Consider the following 18,076-nt stretch of genomic DNA (forward strand, 5'->3'; position numbering starts at 1 on the left):
AGCCTCCAGGTCATGCTCTAGAGCCGTGACCTGCTCGCTAATACCTCTAGCGTGTCCGAGAGCTTTCTCCTTCTCTTAGGAGCGCTGGGGGTGTTGCCATCCTCCCTTCCCGCTGATGTGATAATACTATACCCCCCTACAGTATCAAGCAGCAAGCTAAAAATTTATTTCCGTTGCTTGCTTCCCTGTGCGGATACCTTTGCCCGCCCGCTTCAAGACAAGGTGACCCCGCAATCGAGCATCCTTTTCCGCTTTCTTCGTGTGCTTCAAATTCCCAAAATGCCTGCCCTGAAGGCCTTGGCGGTCATCACCTATCGCCAACGTTTTGGCGTTCGTCAGTGTGGACGGAACCTCGGAAATGAGATTACAAAATCTGCTACGGATTGACTGAATGCACGAAAAGGCCATCCAGATGGCTCCCTATCAGGCAAACAAGTGTGACGAATGAGAGTTGGATCCTATCTATCCTGAGAGCCAGGTTTCCCTTTTTGCTCGGTTCAACTATATTTATTCAGTTAAGACCTCGTTGTGTCTCTAACCGCTACAGCCTCTGAACCCTTCCAAGAATTAGGGAAACGTGATATGGCGACAGTAATTAGAGATCCGATGGATTTGCTGACCTCGGTAGATATGGTTAACACCGGCGGATCAGCATACAAGGACAGTGACAAACGCGTTCTCGCAAGCTGGCCAGCGGACGCGAACGCCCCCCAACTTTCAACCGGCGGCGCCGGCCACACTACTTTCGCCCGCTGGTACAGACCAGCAGAGAGCGATATTTATGAGTTTTCACCGTCCGGAGTGATGCCAGATCACCGAGCGCTTATTCCAATTAGGCCATGTAATTCTGAGTTTCGTATCGGTGGCAGGAGAGTTTTTAACAAATACATGTCTCCCGGAGACGTCGCTTTAAGCGGCCCTATCTACGCCACACGCAATTGTATTCACAAGGGAGAGCTCGATATGTTTCTTATCAGCTTACCTCCCACATTGCTTTCTGAGGCGGCAGAAACACTAGATGGAAGGGGCTTGTCAACTGACATCATTCTATTTGACGCCCATACCACACAGGATGCCATTTCCAACAACCTTCTCATGGCATGTTTTTTTGCAACTCAAGACTACTCCCCTGCAAACTCGCTTCAACTAGAGAGTCTTGGCTTGGCTTTAGCTATACATCTTGTTGGACAATACAGGAATCGTGAGCGCAAAAGCTCTTTCCCAAAGCAGTCTCCGCTAGCAACTTGGCGACTTAATCGTGTCACAGACTACATCGAGTCAAATCTCAACAAGAGCTTATGCTTAAGCGAACTCAGTGCCATTGCAGGACTCAGTCGCATGCACTTTGCGGCGCAATTTAAGATTGCGACTGGCCTCTCGCCTCACTACTACGTCATGAAGCGGCGAGTTATTGCCGCTCAATCCCTACTATTGTCAGGAACTCTCACTGTCCAACAGATTGCTATCGCACTAGGCTTCAGTAGCGCCTCCCATCTTATAAGGCATTTCCGGCAGATCATTGGCGTTCCTCCTGGCCGCTGGCGAGAAGAAATGGCTCGAACAAAGCCACGCTGCTGAACGGAGGATAAATGATGAAGACCTACTCAACCCTGAATGGTCAAGCTCAATGGGCACCCGAACAGCAGGAGTCTTCGGAGAAATCATACATACCCATGGATGCGCCCCCTCCTCCGAGACCATCTGGCGCCGGCCTCCCCCTCCCCATAAACTCCCCAGCGGCAATGACGCACTCATCCGACTCTCCTGCTGGAAAAATTTAAGCTCTGATCCAACGATCGAAGTCCTCTCGGACACAGATGATGACTTTCACGTCGTTACACTGGTGACACGCAGAACACAAGCAGAGTTGTTTATAGACGAAAACAGCGCCTGGAAAGGAGGTATGCCTGGGCAATTATTAGTAACAGGGCCAAAAAGAGGCGCTTGGCGCAAAGTGATAAAACCGCCCTATGAGCATCTGAGAGTGTATCTTCCTCAGCAGCTTATCTCAGAATGTTTTGAAGCGGTTACAGGACATGAAGCTCCACCAGTAATTTCTCTGTGCAATGCCACTTCACTCAGTGATCATGGCGTTTCACACATCCTAGCAGCCCTATTACATGCCCAAAATCGACACGGCGGCAGCAATCCATGCTTAATCGAAACTCTCGGCTTGGCATTGGGTTCACGCCTAGTAGCGTGCCTACATAATCAAAGCCGGCCTAACGACAATGAAACAAAGTTTAGATCCGAAAAACTCAGACTCCAAAAAACACTGGAATACATTAATGAAAACCTAAACAACCACATAACCCTTACTCAACTGAGCAGTATATTTGGTGCAAGCCGATGCCGCTTTACAGTCACATTTAAGCAGCACACAGGCAACACACCACACGCTTACGTTGTGCAACAAAAAATTCTGCGCGCCAAGGAAATCCTTAAGAACACCAAAAGGCCAATTCTTGAAATAGCTTTAGACCTCGGATTCAATAGCCAACCTCATTTCACGAGTTCTTTCCGCAAAGAAGTCGGCCTTACGCCAGCACGCTGGAGACTTGAAAACTTATAAAAAGCCTTTCGGACAGAAAACCATAAAGTTATGGCCACTTATTTTTGATCCGTAAATGCTGTAAATGTTTATAGCCCCTCGCCCGAGAGGGTTTCACTTCCTCTTGACCAAGAACACCACAGTTACTATTACGAATTCGAACTTAATACTAGGTAGGCATCCATGAATTGATGGAAGTCTTCTTGGTCTAAGGTTTCTAGACGCACTTGCTCCGTTATAGATTCGCTTGCCAGACTCTCAAAGACTTGTTGCTGCTCGGCGGCAAGCGGCATTTCGCGGAAGGCCTTGGCGTGCAGCCTGCTCTGGCGCAGGGAGAACTGGACGAAGCTCTCATTGTGCTCGCTCATGCTCGCCAGCACCTGGGCCGATGGGGTAAGGGAAGCATCATCGACCTTCGCCTGTTGCGCGGCCAGCGCATGCATATGTTCCTCACCGCCCCTAGCGCGGTCGAGCAAAACAGCCAATTGACCTATATGCCTAATCAGCTCGCTTGCCCAGGCCTTCAGGCCGATCGACTGACCATCAAGACACAGCTCCAAACCCGGGCGGCGCCCCTCCTTGGCCACTGCAAGGAAGTTGCTGTCGCACTGGTCGCACTCACCGCTGTCAAACTGCGGGCTGTCTTCCAAGGCGCAAAACAGCAGGAACGCGTCGAGGAAGCGCGATTCGGTGAGGTCGATGCCCAATGGCATGAACGGGTTGATGTCCAGACAGCGCACTTCGACGTACTGCACGCCACGGGATGTCAGTGCCTCGATCGGTCGCTCGCCGACGTAAGCGACACGCTTGGGGCGGATGCTCGAATAGTATTCGTTTTCGATCTGCAAAACATTGCTGTTCAGCTGCAACCACTCACCCCGCTTGGTCGTCCCCTTCTGTTCGTACAATGGATAAACCGTATCGAGTGCCTTTCGTATCCCTTCGATGTAGCTGTCGAGACTGTTAAGGCTGGGGGCTAGTCTAGCTTGGGCATTACTCTGATAACCGAGGTCACTCATGCGCAGGCTGGTGGCATAGGGCAGGTAGAGCGTCTCAGCATCGAGTTCCTCGAGCTGGTGCGCTCGCCCACGCAGGAAACCTTTTTCTAGGGCCGGGGAGGCGCCGAATAGATACATCAGCAACCAGCTGTACCGGCGGAAGTTGCGGATTAGTGCGAAGTAGGCCGCAGACTGGTAGTCGCGATCACTCTGCTCACCACTCTCGGTTTCGCGCAGCAGCGGCCACAGCGCCTCGGCCATGGAGAAGTTGTAATGGATGCCGGCAATGCACTGCATGGTGCGACCGTAGCGCAAGGCCAGTCCCTTGCGGTAGACATGCTTGAACTTGCCGACGTTCGAGGTGCCGTACTCTGCGATCGGGATGTCCTCCTCGGCTGGCAGTATGCAGGGCATCGATGGGCTCCACAGGTACTCGCCATCGAGTTTGGTGTAGACAAAACGATGGACCTGCTCGAGGCTTTCGAGCACTTTTGCCGGGTCGGCCAGGGCCGGGGTGATGAACTCTAGCAGCGACTCGGAATAGTCGGTGGTGATCTGTTCGTTGGTCAGCGCAGAACCCAATGCCGCGGGGTGCGGAGTCTGGGCCAGATGACCACCACCGGTCACGCGCAGGCACTCGCGCTCCACTCCGCGCAGAGATTGACTGAGCAAAGAAAGATTCTGTTCGACCAGTTGCAAGCGACGTAGATAAGACGTGCTTGCAGGAACGCGTTGATTACTGATCAATGTGCATGCCCCACGTGAGAAAACTCGCTGACCAATGCCACCAGGCCAATACCTAACAACAGCCATATGACCTGAAGCGAGGTATCTCCGGTAGTGCGACGCTGGCGCAGCTGAGGAATCAAGTCCGACAGAGCCACGTAAATGAAGCTGCTACCCGCCAACGTGAGAAGCATAGGTTGCCAATCCCATAACTGGTCTAGCAACGTATATCCGGCAACACCGCCTATAGCGGTCATGGCACCCGCTATGGAGACTTTGCGCACTGCCGCGCTTCGAGGGCTGCTCTGCCTAAGGACTACAAGATCCCCCATGTGATGGGGAACCTCATGCACCAGCACGGAAACGGCGGCGATAAAGCCCAGGCGCATATCTGCAACGAAAGCTGAAGCGATCAGCACGCCATCGCCAAAACAATGGATACCATCGCCGACCAATAGCGTCCACCCGGTATTGTGATGATCTTGTTCGTGGTGCGAGTGCTCATGACCGTGATGCCAAAGCTGCGCCTTGCTCAAGAAGAAGAAGAACACCAATCCCACCAACAACGTCAGGAACAGATCGTGGGATTCAGCACCGCTTTCGAAGGCTTCGGGCAACAAATGCAGGAGCGCTGTCGCCAGTAAGGCGCCTGCAGCTAAGCTCAGCAACCCCTGCTGCATATAGCTATCGTTGCGGCGAATCACTTGGGCGCGCACGACCAACTGATCAGCCACCCATACGCTACCAATACCTGCCATCAAAGTGACAAGGACTATGACTATCAATGACATGGACTCAGCACCTGAACAGGAAACAATTCGGTCTTCGACTAGTGACGGAGCACCTAGGTGGCCCGGAGCCTCACCGGACGAAAGCGCTCAACGCACCGTGCAGATACTATAGGGGTGTATAGTATTTTTCAAGTCCATCGACACGTGAGAGCTGCTAATCCAGTGTCTGTACTCTGGCCTTTACTAAGCCGCGCAGACTGATCAGGCATAAAGCAGCGATACCTTAGCTAGGTAATGAATTCGCCGCCCAATGAGCTCCGCTTGGTCAGTACACCTGCAACAAGGGCACATGACGACCTCCTGATCGCTATTCAAGAGTCTTGGGTATCGCCCAGCCTGACGGCTCGATTCCATCTTGTTCATGACGTAGAAGACGAGATCGCTGCCCCGGCATCGGCACTGAAACCTTGCCTCAGCCCCCCAATGGTCAAACTTTCAAGCTTTACCTAATGAAACTAAACCTTGCTCAAGGGCATACTTCATGAGCGCCACCGGCGTGTCGATGTTGAGCTTGCGGCGGATGCTCAAGCGGTAGGTCTCGACCGTGCGCACACTGATGTCCAGCTCACGTGCCATTTCCTTGTTATTGCGTCCTTTCGCGATCATTACCAGCACCTGCAGCTCCCGGGGCGTTAGGTCGTTTTCGTCACGGCTGCCGCCAACCAGCTTGCGAGTGATCTCAGAGCTATAGAAGCGCCCACCCGCGGCGATGGTCTCAATGGCCGCGACCAGTTCGGCAGACGGCGCGTTCTTGAGCACATAACCCGATGCGCCTGCGCTGATGGAAGTGCGCACATACTCCTGGTGGTCGTACATGCTCACATGAGAATCCTGATGTCTGGATATAGGCTGCGAAGTCGCTGGGTGAGCTCCAGCCCGTTCATACCCTGCAGGCCCACGTCGACCAGCAGAATGTCCAGCTCGGTGCTAGCCACCAGCTCGAGTGCCTGCTCCCCCGACTCGGCCTGACCGATTACGTCAAAATGCGCAATGGCGCCGAGCAGCGCCTTGACGCCGTCACGCACAAGGACGTGATCATCGACCAAGGCGATTCTGATTGGCTTGGATGTATTCATGGAATCCTCGGGATTCGAATGGAAACGCTCATGCGTTGACGATCGGTATCTGCACTTGCAGTTCGGTGCGCCCGTGGACCGACGCGAGGGTGACGCTGCCCAGGTGATGATCGGCGCGCTCGCGTATGTTGCGCAGGCCGATGCCGTGGCTGTCGTCCGCGGCATTGGTATCGAACCCTACGCCGTTGTCTTCGACCCGCAGTACGATCATGCCTTGCTGCGCGGTAATCGAGACGATAGCCGTCGTCGCCTTTGCGTGACGCTCCACGTTCGCCAAGGCTTCTTGGATGATACGGAATAGCGTCAGTGAGACCTCCGGCCCCACGTCGGTAGCTGCCATGCCGCACTCGTACTGGGTGCGGATTGACGTGCGTTGCTCGAATTCCCGTACTTGTTGGTCGATAGCCGCCGACAGGCCTAAAGTATCCAGCAATGAGGGCCGCAGATCATGGGAGATCCGGCGTATCTCGCCGATGGCGGCCCCCAGCCGCGTAGTGCCCTTGCGCAGGTTTTCCACCCCCCCTTGTCCACCGCGGGCCAACTCCATGGCCGCCAGCTCGTACTGGAATTTTATCGACACCAGCTCCTGACTGATGCCGTCGTGCAGCTCCCGCGATACCCGCGAGCGCTCTTCTTCCTGCAGATTGACGATGCGCTGGTTTAGCAAGGTCAGCTTGCGGTCAGCCAAGCGATGCTCGCTGACATTAAGCATCAGACCGCCGGCGAAGATCACCAGTACCGCGACCAGCGAGAACGAGGCGATCGCCAACACCGTGGTCAGCACACCTGAGGCCACTTCCTGGCGTGATTTGAGGGTCGCCACCTCTACATCGTCAATGTAGATACCCGTACCGAGCATCCAACCCCAGCGATCGAGCATCACCACGTATGCCAGCTTACCGGTGATCTGTCCGGTGGATGGTTTCTGCCAGTCGTACAACTGATAGCCGTCCCCTTCCCTGGCGCTATTGAGCAGCGCCTTTATGACCGGTAGGCCGTTCTTGTCGGTCATCGTGATCAGTTCCTTGCCGACCAGCTCAGCCTGACGGGGATGCATTAGGTTCTTGCCGTGCTGGTCATAGACGAAGAAGTACCCGTCGCGGCCGAAATTGGCCTGGGACAAGATGGCTAGGGCGCGATTGCGCGTCGCCTCGTCATCCACGCCACCGTCGTACAGCGGTGCGATCAGGCTCATCGCCAGGCTTAGGTAGTTTCTCAGCTCTGCTTTCTTCGCCGTCATGATGCTGCTTTCCACAAGACGCGCCTGTTCCTCTTCCAGCTTGCGACTTTGGGCGAACACCAGGACGCAGATGAACAGCACTGAGAGGATCAGCGGCAGCACACTGAGGGTGACGATCTTGTGCTTGAGTTGCATGGTTTTTTCCGAAGCGAGGAGGAGCTGGCGACGCCACTATGCGGGTTGCCAGCCCTGGAACGCGAGAGCGCCACGATGAACGTGGCGCTCGCTTGCATCAGTGGCCGCTCAGCAGCAACGAACGGGGCGTCCGCTGCCACCGCCGTAGCGCGCTTCTTGCCGTTCACGGAAGAACATCTCGTAGGACATCACCGGCTTATCCGGATGCTTCCCCTGCATGTGCTCCACGTAGGCATCGTAGTCCGGCATGCCAACCAGCATCCGCGCAGCTTGACCGAGGTATTTGCCCATCTTGCTCAAGTCATTGAACATACTGTCGGACTCCTCAGGCATCGGGCAAGGGCTGGAACGGCGACTCCTTGTCAGTGCGTTCGGGCATGATCCAAGCGCGACGGGCAACCTTGATTGCGAACCAGAGGATGCTCAGAACCACCAGCAGGAACAGCACGGTAAGAGTCGCATTGGTGTAAGCGTTGAACACCACGTGCTGCATCTGCGCCAAATCCTTCGCTGGGGCCAGCACTTGGCCGGCAGCGGCAGCGGTGCTGTACTTGTTGGCCAGGGCCAGGAAGCCCATCGCAGGGTTCGGGTCGAGCAGCTTGATCAGCCCGGCCGTGGTGGTGCAGATCAGCAGCCATACCGCCGGCACCAAGGTAACCCAGACATAGCGCTGGCGTTTCATGCGGATCAGCACTACGCATCCGAGCATCAGCGCGATGCCCGCCAGCATCTGGTTGGAGATGCCGAAGAGCGGCCACAGGGTATTGATACCGCCCAGCGGGTCGATCACGCCTTGGTACAGCAGCCAGCCCCACATGGCCACGCAACCAGCGGTAGCGGTTAGGTTAGCGGTCCAGGAGTCGGTCTTCTTCAATGACGGCACGAAGTTGCCCAATAGATCTTGCAGCATGAAGCGCCCAGCTCGGGTACCAGCATCGACCGCTGTGAGGATGAACAGTGCCTCGAACAGAATGGCGAAGTGATACCAAAATGCCATGGTGCTCTCGCCCGGCAGTGCCTTGTGGAGGATCTGCGCGATACCTACTGCCAAGGTCGGTGCGCCACCGGCGCGGGCCAGGATGGTGTGTTCGCCAATATCCTTGGCAGTCTGCTGCAGCACTTCAGGGGTGATGGTGAAGCCCCAGCTGCTGACGGTAGTCGCGACACTGGTAACGTCCGCGCCGACCAGGGCCGCCGGGCTGTTCATGGCGAAGTAAACGCCTGGCTCGATCACCGAAGCGGCGACAATGGCCATGATGGCCACGAAGGACTCCATCAGCATCGCGCCATAGCCGATGTAGCGCGCATGGCTTTCATTGGCCAGCAGCTTCGGCGTGGTGCCAGAACTGATCAGCGCATGGAAGCCTGACACCGCGCCGCAGGCGACAGTGATGAATAGGAACGGGAACAACGCGCCCTTCCATACCGGGCCCGTGCCATCGATGAAGTGGGTGACGGCCGGCATCTTCAGATCGGGAGCGATGAACAGGATGCCGATAGCCAAAGCGACGATGGTGCCGATTTTGAGGAAGGTTGACAGGTAGTCGCGTGGTGCCAGGATCAGCCACACCGGTAGCACGGCTGCAACAAAGCCGTAACCGATCAGCATCCAAGTGATCTGCACGCCGGTGAAGGTGAATGCCGGCCCCAAGAAGGGATCGGCGGAAACAATTCCGCCGACCCAGATGGAGGCGAGCAACAGCACCACACCAATCACCGAGATCTCGCCGATGTGGCCCGGGCGGATATAACGCATGTAGATGCCCATGAATACCGCAATCGGCAACGTGGCCATCACCGTGAACATGCCCCAGGGGCTTTCCGCCAAGGCCTTGACCACGATCAGCGAGAGCACCGCAAGGATGATGATCATGATCAGGAAGGCACCGAACAATGCGATGGTGCCGGGGATTGGGCCCATTTCCTCGCGCACCAACTCGCCCAGAGAGCGACCGTTGCGGCGGGTGGAAATGAACAGGACCATGAAGTCCTGTACCGCACCGGCTAGCACCACGCCGGCGATCAGCCAGAGCGTGCCAGGGAGGTAGCCCATCTGTGCGGCAAGCACCGGGCCCACGAGTGGACCTGCACCGGCGATGGCGGCGAAGTGGTGGCCGAAGAGGATGTGCTTGTTGGTAGGGATGTAGTCCAGGCCGTCGTTGTTGAGCACGGCGGGCGTGGCGCGCGTGGCGTCCAGCTGCATCACTTTGTTGGCGATGAACAGGCTATAGTAACGGTAGGCGATCAGATAGACAGCAACGGCTGCAGTCACAATCCAGAGGGCGCTGATGGCTTCGCCCCTGCGCAATGCCAGAGTGCCTAGAGCAAATGCACCCAGCAAGGCGACGGCGAACCAGGCAATTCGGGTAGCCAGTGTGGTCATTGAAAGTTCTCCTGCCGCGGGTATAGCCCGGCGGCGGTTCTTGTTTTTGTGTGGGTCCAGATAGGGACGGTGACACTCTGGCCGCCCTAGATCGGCAAGAACATTCGCATTAATACGAGGCCACACTCCGTAGTACTACGTAGCTAGGAACACAGCAGCGCTCCCATCACTTCTCCGCAATGAGCTGACATATAACGTCAGCGACAGGGCGTCACTGACTTCTAGATCGAAGCGAACCTTCTAACAAAGCCATTGTAAAAGCAATAGCAATATCGCTGGACAAACAGTCGTCGAAATTAGAGACGTCGATTCAGACTTTCGACCAGCATTTCGAAAACCACATCAACTCTTGGGCAGCTATCGGTCCGCTGAGGGTGACACACGTAGATCGGCCAACTCGCGCGCTCTAGCTCCGGTAGCACTTCTATCAACTCACGATTTGCTAGGTATGGCAAACACGTCATGCCCTGAATATAGCTAATCACATGCCCTGCCCGGGTAGCTTCCAATTGACTATATAAATCGTCAGTGGTTAGGTAGGGCTGCGCGGGAAAGAACTGGCGGCCTTGGTGAATATACCAGGGACAAGCTCTGCCTGTAGCGGGGTCCATTGCTGTACTAAGAGGGAAATTCTGTTGTAGGTCCTCGATATTCTTAGGCATGCCAATGCGGTCGATAAGCGAAGGGGCGGCCACGATCCGATTGCGCGTAACGCCAGCCTTACGCACGATCCATCTGTTATCGGATGGCAGGTCCAAGGTGATTAATATATCAACCCCCTGACCGTCGAAATCATCCAACGCACCCAGCTTTACATTCCACTTCAGAATGACACTCGGGTAACTCCGAAGACCATCGAGTATGTCTCCTAAGATGAGTCGCATGCATGGAGAGTCAGGTACAGACACACGCACTAAACCGCTCACCAGATCCTGTCTCACCTGACAACGATTCTGAAATAGCCGCTCGCTATCTTTTATGAGCTGCCTGGCTTGGGGCAGCAATTGCTCTCCGAAACCACTTAATCTGACCTGCCTAGTAGTACGATAAAAAAGTACCTCTCCAAACTCTCGCTCCAAGGCTCCGATTGTACGCGTGACCACTTGAGGGGATAGATTAAGTCGATTTGCCGCATCACGGAACTGCAAGACCTCTGCGACGACACAGAAGATTTTCAGGGCTTCTAGGCGATTAAGCATGATTTCCGACTCTAGAATTAAGGGGGCATTGATGATGAATTTCCATCCCCCCCTTCGAAGCCAGCTCCTCACGCGAGGAGCTGAGTTAAACTATCTGGCTGGTCAATTCAATAACCAGAAGCACGCCCCCAATAGCACATGGGTTCTACTACAACCCTGTACTAAATGATCAAGTGGATCAGTCACAGCAAAACCTTAGCCATGCCGTGCGATGATCAAGGCCCCTACGAGCCCAATGCCATATTGAAAGCACTCTACTTGGTTCGCTTGAGCTGCTCAGCAAGGAATGGTGCGGTTCGACTGCCTGACGTCCTTGCCACTAATCTAGGAGTGTCGGACGCAACGATGTGCCCACCCTCCTCACCCGCACCAGGCCCTATGTCTATCACCCAATCGGCCTGAGCTACAGCACGCATGTCGTGCTCAATCATCACCACGGTATTACCGGCATCGACTAGACGTTGCAGTTGCACAAGCAAACGGTCAGCGTCAGAAGCGTGCAGACCAGTGGTAGGCTCGTCGAGCACGTACAGGCTACGGCCTCGCTGGCTTCGCTGCAGCTCCGTGGCTAGCTTGATGCGCTGTGCTTCGCCACCCGATAGTTCGGTGGCGGGCTGGCCCAGGCGCAGATAGCCCAGCCCGATTTCCTGCAGCAGTTGCAGCGGCCGCGCGATGGCGTCTTCGCTGGCGAAGAAGTCACAGGCTTCTTCCACCGTCATCTGCAATACTTCGGCGATGTTGCGCCCGTTCCAGCGTACCTTGAGCGTGGCCTCGTTGTAGCGGGCGCCATGGCAGGTCGGACAGGGGGCGTAGACACTGGGCATGAACAGCAGCTCGACGCTGACGAAACCCTCCCCTTCGCACGTATCACAACGCCCCTTCGCCACGTTGAAAGAAAATCGGCCAGCGTCATAACGATGCCGGCGCGCGTCCGGCGTGGCGGCGAAAAGCTTGCGTACGTGATCGAATAAACCGGTATAGGTGGCCAAGTTTGAACGTGGCGTGCGGCCAATCGGCTTCTGGTCGACCTGGACCAGGCGTTGGACGACATCCACATCACCGGCGAGATGACCTCCTGTGGCCTCGATAACCGCAGGACCTTCGCTGTTAGCATTTTCAGCTGCATCATCTTCGGGCTCGTGCCCTAGGTGCAGTAGCAACAGCTCTGGCAGGGCCTGCGCGACCAGACTGGACTTACCCGAACCGGAGATACCGGTAACCGCCGTCAGCACACCCAGCGGGATACGTGCATCCACGCCGTGCAGGTTGTGCCGCCGAATGCCTAGCAGCTCCAGCCACCCGGTCGGTTCGCGCTCGTGGCTAGCCGGTGCGGGGATTTCGTCGAACAAGTACCGCGCAGTTCGCGACTCCGCAATCTCGCGCAATCCTTCTGGCACACCACTGTAGAGCACGCGCCCACCCCGCTCCCCCGCATCTGGTCCTACATCCACCAGCCATTGCGCGCGGCGCATCAAGTCCAGGTCGTGCTCAACCACGAAGAGCGAGTTACCAGCATCGCGCAGTTTATCCAGCGAGTCGTACAGTGCATGGCTGTCAGAGGGGTGCAGACCTGCAGAAGGTTCATCGAGCACATACACCACGCCAAACAGCATGGAGCTCAGTTGCGTGGCCAAGCGCAAGCGCTGCAACTCGCCAGCCGACAGCGTCGGCGTGGCCCGATCCAGCGTGAGGTAGCCCAGGCCCAATCCGCGCAGTTGGCGCAGACGCGCCATTACCCCACCGGCCAGGCGCTGCGCGGCGAGACGCTTCTCCTCCGACAGCGCCGACGTACGGCGCACGTCAGGCGATACCGCATGGACCGCACGACCACTTGCGGCCCGTTCGGCTCGATCACGGCGTGTCGCTTCGCGGTCGGTACCCTCGCCAGCCGTGTGGGCGCGGAAGTCGCCTTGGGCAATGGGCTCGAGCAGCGCCGCTAAGCGGTCTAGGGGCATTTGCATGAACTCGCCAATGTCCACCCCGGCAAAGGTCACCGACAGCGCCTCGGCCTTGAGTCGCTTGCCGTGGCAGGCCGGGCACAGCTTGCCTTCCATGTAGCGCGACACGCGCTTTCTCATCAACGCGCTCTGGGTGTTGGCAAAGGTGTGCAGCACGTAACGTCGGGCGCCCGTGAAGGTGCCCATATAGCTGGGTTCGAGTTTACGCTTGAGCGCCTGTTGAGTCTCGGCAGGCGTGAAACCCGCGTAGACCGGCACCGTGGGCGTCTCTTCCGTGAACAGGATCCATTCACGGTCCTTTTTCGGCAAATCCTTCCAGGGACGGTCGACGTCGTAGCCCAGGGTGACCAGGATGTCGCGTAGGTTCTGGCCGTGCCAGGCCGGTGGCCAGGCGGCGATGGCCCGTTCACGGATGCTCAGTGACGGATCAGGCACCATGGTCGCCTCCGTCACCTCGTACACATGGCCCAGACCATGACAGGCCGGGCATGCGCCTTGCGGGGTGTTTGGCGAGAAATCCTCGGCGTACAACATCGGCTGGTTGGCCGGATAAGCCCCGGCGCGCGAGTACATCATGCGCACCAGACTAGACAGTGTGGTCACGCTCCCCACGGAAGAACGCGCATTGCTCGCCCCTCGCTGCTGCTGCAACGCGACAGCAGGCGGCAGGCCGTCGATCGCATCAACGTCAGGTACACCCGCCTGGTCGATCAACCGCCGGGCATAAGGGGCTACCGATTCGAAATAGCGTCGCTGTGCCTCAGCATAGATGGTGCCGAAGGCCAGCGAAGACTTGCCAGAGCCGGAGACACCGGAAAACACCACCAGCGCATTGCGCGGAATAGCGACATCAACGTCCTTGAGATTGTTCTCCCGCGCACCGCGCACTTCCACTTGGCCGCTGGCCGCAGCAGTGCACGAGGATTCACCGTATGAAGGATTTGGCATAGCTTACTGTCCTACAGTTCGTGGATGGCTGAGCGCTGAAAGTCCGGGCAACATCCGGCTCAATCTGGCGATACCGAATCATCGAGCGAGTGCAGCCAGGCAAGCTTTTCCCCCAGCTTGCGCTCGCGCCCGCGGTCCGTGGGTTGGTACCAGCCCGGTCGCATCACCCCTTCTGGAAAATAGGTCTGCCCCGCGGCGTAGGCGTTGGGTTCATGGTGCGCATAGCGGTAACCATCGCGATAGCCCATCTGGCTCATGAGCTTGGTCGGCGCGTTGCGCAGGTGCAACGGCACAGGCATCGAGCCGGTGCTCTTAACGAAGGCCTTGGCCTGGTCCCAGGCGGCATAGGCCGCATTCGACTTGGGCGCCAAGGCAAGGTAGGTCACCGCTTGGGCAAGAGGGATTTCGCCCTCGGGAGAGCCCAGCCTTTCATAGGCTTGTGCGGCGTTGAGCGCCAGTTGCAACGCCTGGGGGTCGGCATTGCCGATGTCTTCGCTGGCCATCACCACCATGCGCCGAATCACCTGGGTGACGTCCCCACTGCCATCGAGGATCCGTGCCAGCCAATACAGCGCCGCATCCGGATCGGAGCCACGCAAAGACTTATGAAAGGCGGACAACTGCCAATAGAATTCGTCGCCTCCCTTGTCGAAGCGGCGCAACGACGGGCTGGTCGACAACCTGGCGAACTCACCGTCGACCGTGGTCTTGCCCGCGCCGGACGCCGCAGCGGCAACCTGCTCGAGCAGGTTCAGGAAGCGCCGGCCATCGCCATCAGCGAAGCCTTTGAGCAAGTCCAGCGCTTCCGCGTCTAGGGCAACCCCGGCCAGATGCGGCAACGCGCGCTCGTATAGTTGCTGCAGTTCATCGTGGGACAGCGGTTCGAGGGTGTAGACCTGCGCCCGCGAGAGCAGCGCCGAGTTGACCGCTAACCCTGGGTGTTCGGTGGTACCGCCTACCAGTGTCAGCAGCCCGGACTCGACATGCGGCAACAGTGCGTCTTGCTGCGCCTTGTTGAATCGATGAATCTCATCGACGAACAGCACCGTCGAACGACCATACCCATCTAGCTCGGCCTGAGCATCGTCAATGGCCTGGCGGATGTCCTTCACCCCGGCTAGCACAGCGGAAATGGCGATGAACTGACTATCGGTGACACTGGCGGCCAGGCGTCCCAGCGTGGTTTTGCCCACACCGGGTGGCCCCCAGAGGATAAACGAGTGCAGTTTGCCTGCCTCGAACGCCAGGCGCAGTGGTTTGCCGGCCCCCAACAGATGCTGCTGCCCGACGAACTCGTCCAGGGACCTGGGGCGCAAACGCTCAGCCAAGGGCGGCTCAGGCTTTGTCGTAAACAGATCGACCAAGATCATCTCCCAGCATGGCTGATAGTTGAAGGCGCCACAAAGCAGGATCGGCGTCTGCATGATTAGGCGAGGCTTCGCAAAGAATAGTTACTGGAACCTGAATCAAGCCCCGGAGCACTCCCTGGACCAAGCCGACCGCATCAGGAAGATTTCTCTTCCCCTGCATGGTCACCATGGGCATGCCTAATTCGCCGAACCGTCCACCAGATCGCCAAAATGACCACGGGTACCAGCCCAGCGATCACCAGTTCAGGAGCAACCTTGTCATGAACTCCTGGGATACCTTTGAGCAGATACGCCAGCAGGCTAACGACGTAATAGGAAATAGCCGCCACCGATAAGCCTTCAACTGTTTGTTGAAGGCGCAGTTGCAACTTGGCGCGATTGTTCATCGACTCCAGCAGGTCCCGATTCTGACGCTCAAGCTCAACGTCAATCCAAGACCGTAGCAATGCAATGGCACGAGTCAGCTTGTCGGAAAGCTTAGTCTGGCGCTCCTTGACCGACTGGCAGGTGCGCATCGCTGGTGCAATGCGTCGATGTAGGAAATCGCGCCACGTGCAGTAGCCCGCTACTGACTCTTCCGCCAACGCATCCAACCGCTCTTCGACGATTTCGTAGTAGGCCCGGCTGGCGCCGAAACGATAAAGGTTCGCTGCCACACCTGCCTCCAGCTCCGCCCCCAGGCTGGTAAGCTCAGCCAGAAGAACATCGTTGTCACGACGCTCGCCTTTGCCGGTGCGCATTTCGTCAGTGATGGCCGCGAGTTGCGATTCCATGCGCCGCAGATCCACGGTCAAAGAGCGTGTCAGCGGGAGCGCCAGGAGTGCTAAAGTGCGGTAGGTCTCGATTTCCAGCAGGCGCTGGGCGAGCGCTCCCGCGCGAGCCTGAGTTAAGTCACGGTCAAGAATGAGGATGTTCGTCAAACCATCCGCGTCCTGCCTAAAGTCGGTCACAATAGCGGCTGCGCCGTTCTCCACCACCGAATAGCACAAGCTAACAGGGTCAAAACGTTCAATTTCCTGTTCAGCCGCCTCGGTCCAAGGCAATACATTCAGGCGAATTCCTGAAATTACCGGACCTGGTGGTACGAACCCTCGCTTGAAGGGGTTCTCTCCACAAGGTGCTCCCGTCTCGGGATCAAGCACAGCACTCCACAGATAGGTCGAGAACTCGGTGTGTTTCTCGCAGTGCAAGTCACCGTCGTCCCAAGTCAGGCCGTGAAGCGGCGTCGTATTGTCGGGTTCTGCAACACCCAAGCGCTGAGACAGTTCTGTCATCGCCGCCTGATCTTTAGCTGAATCACCTTCGGTGATGAAGGCAAGCTGCAATAAACCTCGTGGGGCCTGGATAAGCAAATGCGGGCGCGCATGAACTTCGTTCACAGCTGCAGCTCGATCAGCCAAGGCCTGCATACCGTACACAGTTGTTTGGAAGGCGGGGTTAGGGGCCATATCGAGTTGGGGCGGCTGTTTCATAGCGACCTCATTTTTCGTTGAAATTAAAGGTATCACGTGTCGTGGTAGAAGACTTTTGGCGTATCCCACACGTGGCCAGCGTCCTTGTGAAGAAGGTAGCCGGCTAGCACATGACAGGATAGACACGGAACAGGTTAACTCGCGCCATTAGCACTCAGCTTGCATCAAGTGCTATGCCTGAGATCATCACAATTCGGCTATCGGTGAGACTTTCGCGATATATCTCATGGGTGACAGGGGCGCAAAATCGAATTTACTCTTCGTTGCGCCTAGCCATTCCGGACCAATTCCCCAGCGAAAACACCTCGTCCTTGCGGCGATTCAAGTGCGATTCTGGCTCGTTGTAATCGCCCCACCAGCGGGGATGGCCACGCATGTGCAGCTTCAAGGCTAAGATTTACGCTCCCCTGCTAGCGCAGGACCATAAAAATTAGCGAAGGTAGGACCTGACAATGGAGATCGTGTCATCAATCGACTGCTTCTGCGAATCAGTTCTAGCATCGGTGTGCGGAAACTCCTCCCGCAGATAACTCTCCAGAATTGCGGCCATTAAGCCATTCACGGCTCCGCGCACAGCCGCTAGCTGCTGAAGAATCGCAGCACACTCAGCACCATCATCAAGTGCTTGCTCAAGAGCTCCTACCTGGCCTTTGATGCGTCGCACACGGGTCAGCGCTTGCTTTTTCTCACGGGGATTATGGGGCATCGAACACCTTCAAGGGTTGGACGCATGCATCATACTATACTACCGTGCAGTATGAAAGCTTGCGCATGGTTGAAAACCGTCGCTCACATGAGCGCATGCATGCTAGTCCAATTTGCGCTCGAAGCACACCATCCGAATCCGAAGCTGCCCGCGCTGAAAACGACATATAAAAAGCTGAAGGGCAGAAAACACACGCCCATGAGTCGCTCAAACTAATCGCCGCGCCTCACTTCGTGAGAAAAATCCATGCAGCTGGCGCCTCGCTTCTGGCAGAGCACTTCCATGCTCTCACCGTAAAATTCCCAGCCTGTTTCCTAAGAGCCTCCGCTTAACGGAGACTCACTCAGCAGCCACAAGATCCATCTTGTGCAGGCGCTAACCTGCACTGAGACGATCTCGTCCATGCTGCACGGACTGACAATCATCCCTGACTATCAATCTTCCGCTGCAGTCTTACTTGGGTTCCAGCTCGGCGGGCCCACGCTTGGCCTGCGGTGTCGACCGCATGATCAGACGTGACCCT

General features: G+C 56.8%; 12 protein-coding genes and 1 pseudogene. 2 read left to right on the forward strand and 11 right to left on the reverse strand.

Translation table 11 applies throughout. The annotated features are described in order from the left end of the window. The first annotated feature begins 582 nt into the window (after positions 1–582). Both EGJ22_RS26295 and EGJ22_RS23155 read left to right on the forward strand, forming a co-directional pair. Positions 583–1,578, forward strand: a complete 996-nt coding sequence (locus EGJ22_RS26295) for a helix-turn-helix domain-containing protein (protein ID WP_101196464.1) — start codon at positions 583–585, stop codon at positions 1,576–1,578. After that, complete coding sequence (locus EGJ22_RS23155; protein WP_125920417.1) at positions 1,520–2,572, forward strand: AraC family transcriptional regulator; 1,053 nt, start codon at positions 1,520–1,522, stop codon at positions 2,570–2,572. The genes EGJ22_RS26295 and EGJ22_RS23155 overlap by 59 nt, the downstream gene beginning before the upstream one ends. 128 nt (positions 2,573–2,700) lie before the next feature. Here EGJ22_RS23155 and gshA read toward each other — a convergent pair whose 3' ends face one another. The 11 genes and pseudogenes from gshA to frmR all read right to left on the reverse strand — a co-directional run bounded on the left by gshA (position 2,701) and on the right by frmR (position 17,553). Beyond that, on the reverse strand, positions 2,701–4,296 hold the full coding sequence (gene gshA, locus EGJ22_RS23160; protein ID WP_101196466.1) for a glutamate--cysteine ligase: 1,596 nt from the start codon (positions 4,294–4,296) through the stop codon (positions 2,701–2,703). Beyond that, on the reverse strand, positions 4,293–5,066 hold the full coding sequence (locus tag EGJ22_RS23165) for a ZIP family metal transporter (RefSeq protein ID WP_101196467.1): 774 nt from the start codon (positions 5,064–5,066) through the stop codon (positions 4,293–4,295). Before EGJ22_RS23165 ends, gshA begins: the two co-directional genes overlap by 4 nt. 435 nt (positions 5,067–5,501) lie before the next feature. Continuing rightward, positions 5,502–6,142, reverse strand: a pseudogene (locus EGJ22_RS23170) (response regulator). A gap of 28 nt (positions 6,143–6,170) precedes the next feature. Beyond that, a complete protein-coding gene (locus tag EGJ22_RS23175) occupies positions 6,171–7,517 on the reverse strand; it encodes a cache domain-containing protein (RefSeq protein ID WP_125920418.1) in 1,347 nt (448 codons plus the stop codon). Positions 7,518–7,625: 108 nt separating this feature from the next. Next, positions 7,626–7,829: a YbdD/YjiX family protein gene (locus EGJ22_RS23180; protein WP_125920419.1), complete on the reverse strand. Its 204-nt coding sequence runs from the start codon at positions 7,827–7,829 to the stop codon at positions 7,626–7,628. 13 nt (positions 7,830–7,842) lie between these two features. Beyond that, the gene (locus tag EGJ22_RS23185) at positions 7,843–9,900 is read right to left on the reverse strand and encodes a carbon starvation CstA family protein (RefSeq protein ID WP_125920420.1); all 2,058 of its coding nucleotides are present in this window, start codon (positions 9,898–9,900) and stop codon (positions 7,843–7,845) included. A gap of 296 nt (positions 9,901–10,196) precedes the next feature. After that, positions 10,197–11,099, reverse strand: a complete 903-nt coding sequence (locus EGJ22_RS27020; protein ID WP_125920421.1) for a LysR family transcriptional regulator — start codon at positions 11,097–11,099, stop codon at positions 10,197–10,199. 254 nt (positions 11,100–11,353) lie between these two features. Continuing rightward, positions 11,354–14,005 (reverse strand): excinuclease ABC subunit UvrA, encoded by a 2,652-nt coding sequence (locus EGJ22_RS23195; protein WP_016973497.1) that lies wholly within the window; start codon positions 14,003–14,005, stop codon positions 11,354–11,356. A gap of 59 nt (positions 14,006–14,064) precedes the next feature. Further along, entirely contained in the window at positions 14,065–15,375 is a 1,311-nt protein-coding gene (locus tag EGJ22_RS23200; RefSeq protein WP_177432072.1) for a replication-associated recombination protein A, read from the reverse strand. A 134-nt stretch (positions 15,376–15,509) separates the two neighbouring features. Continuing rightward, complete coding sequence (locus EGJ22_RS23205) at positions 15,510–16,847, reverse strand: DUF3422 family protein (protein WP_101196473.1); 1,338 nt, start codon at positions 16,845–16,847, stop codon at positions 15,510–15,512. Between the two features lie 430 nt (positions 16,848–17,277). Further along, on the reverse strand, positions 17,278–17,553 hold the full coding sequence (gene frmR / locus EGJ22_RS23210; protein ID WP_101196474.1) for a formaldehyde-responsive transcriptional repressor FrmR: 276 nt from the start codon (positions 17,551–17,553) through the stop codon (positions 17,278–17,280). Positions 17,554–18,076: the final 523 nt, after the last annotated feature.

The organism is Pseudomonas sp. p99-361, assembly GCF_003935475.1.
GTDB classification, from domain to species: Bacteria; Pseudomonadota; Gammaproteobacteria; order Pseudomonadales; family Pseudomonadaceae; genus Aquipseudomonas; species Aquipseudomonas juntendi.

What these genes read in the sequence shown, in the direction of transcription:
- EGJ22_RS26295 (WP_101196464.1), top strand. Translation starts at nt 583, where the DNA reads ATGGCGACAGTAATTAGAGATCCGATGGATTTGCTGACCTCGGTAGAT.
- EGJ22_RS23165 (WP_101196467.1), bottom strand. Translation starts at nt 5,066, where the DNA reads ATGTCATTGATAGTCATAGTCCTTGTCACTTTGATGGCAGGTATTGGT.
- EGJ22_RS23175 (WP_125920418.1), bottom strand. Translation starts at nt 7,517, where the DNA reads ATGCAACTCAAGCACAAGATCGTCACCCTCAGTGTGCTGCCGCTGATC.
- EGJ22_RS23180 (WP_125920419.1), bottom strand. Translation starts at nt 7,829, where the DNA reads ATGTTCAATGACTTGAGCAAGATGGGCAAATACCTCGGTCAAGCTGCG.
- EGJ22_RS23185 (WP_125920420.1), bottom strand. Translation starts at nt 9,900, where the DNA reads ATGACCACACTGGCTACCCGAATTGCCTGGTTCGCCGTCGCCTTGCTG.
- EGJ22_RS27020 (WP_125920421.1), bottom strand. Translation starts at nt 11,099, where the DNA reads ATGCTTAATCGCCTAGAAGCCCTGAAAATCTTCTGTGTCGTCGCAGAG.
- EGJ22_RS23195 (WP_016973497.1), bottom strand. Translation starts at nt 14,005, where the DNA reads ATGCCAAATCCTTCATACGGTGAATCCTCGTGCACTGCTGCGGCCAGC.
- EGJ22_RS23200 (WP_177432072.1), bottom strand. Translation starts at nt 15,375, where the DNA reads ATGATCTTGGTCGATCTGTTTACGACAAAGCCTGAGCCGCCCTTGGCT.
- EGJ22_RS23205 (WP_101196473.1), bottom strand. Translation starts at nt 16,847, where the DNA reads ATGAAACAGCCGCCCCAACTCGATATGGCCCCTAACCCCGCCTTCCAA.
- frmR (WP_101196474.1), bottom strand. Translation starts at nt 17,553, where the DNA reads ATGCCCCATAATCCCCGTGAGAAAAAGCAAGCGCTGACCCGTGTGCGA.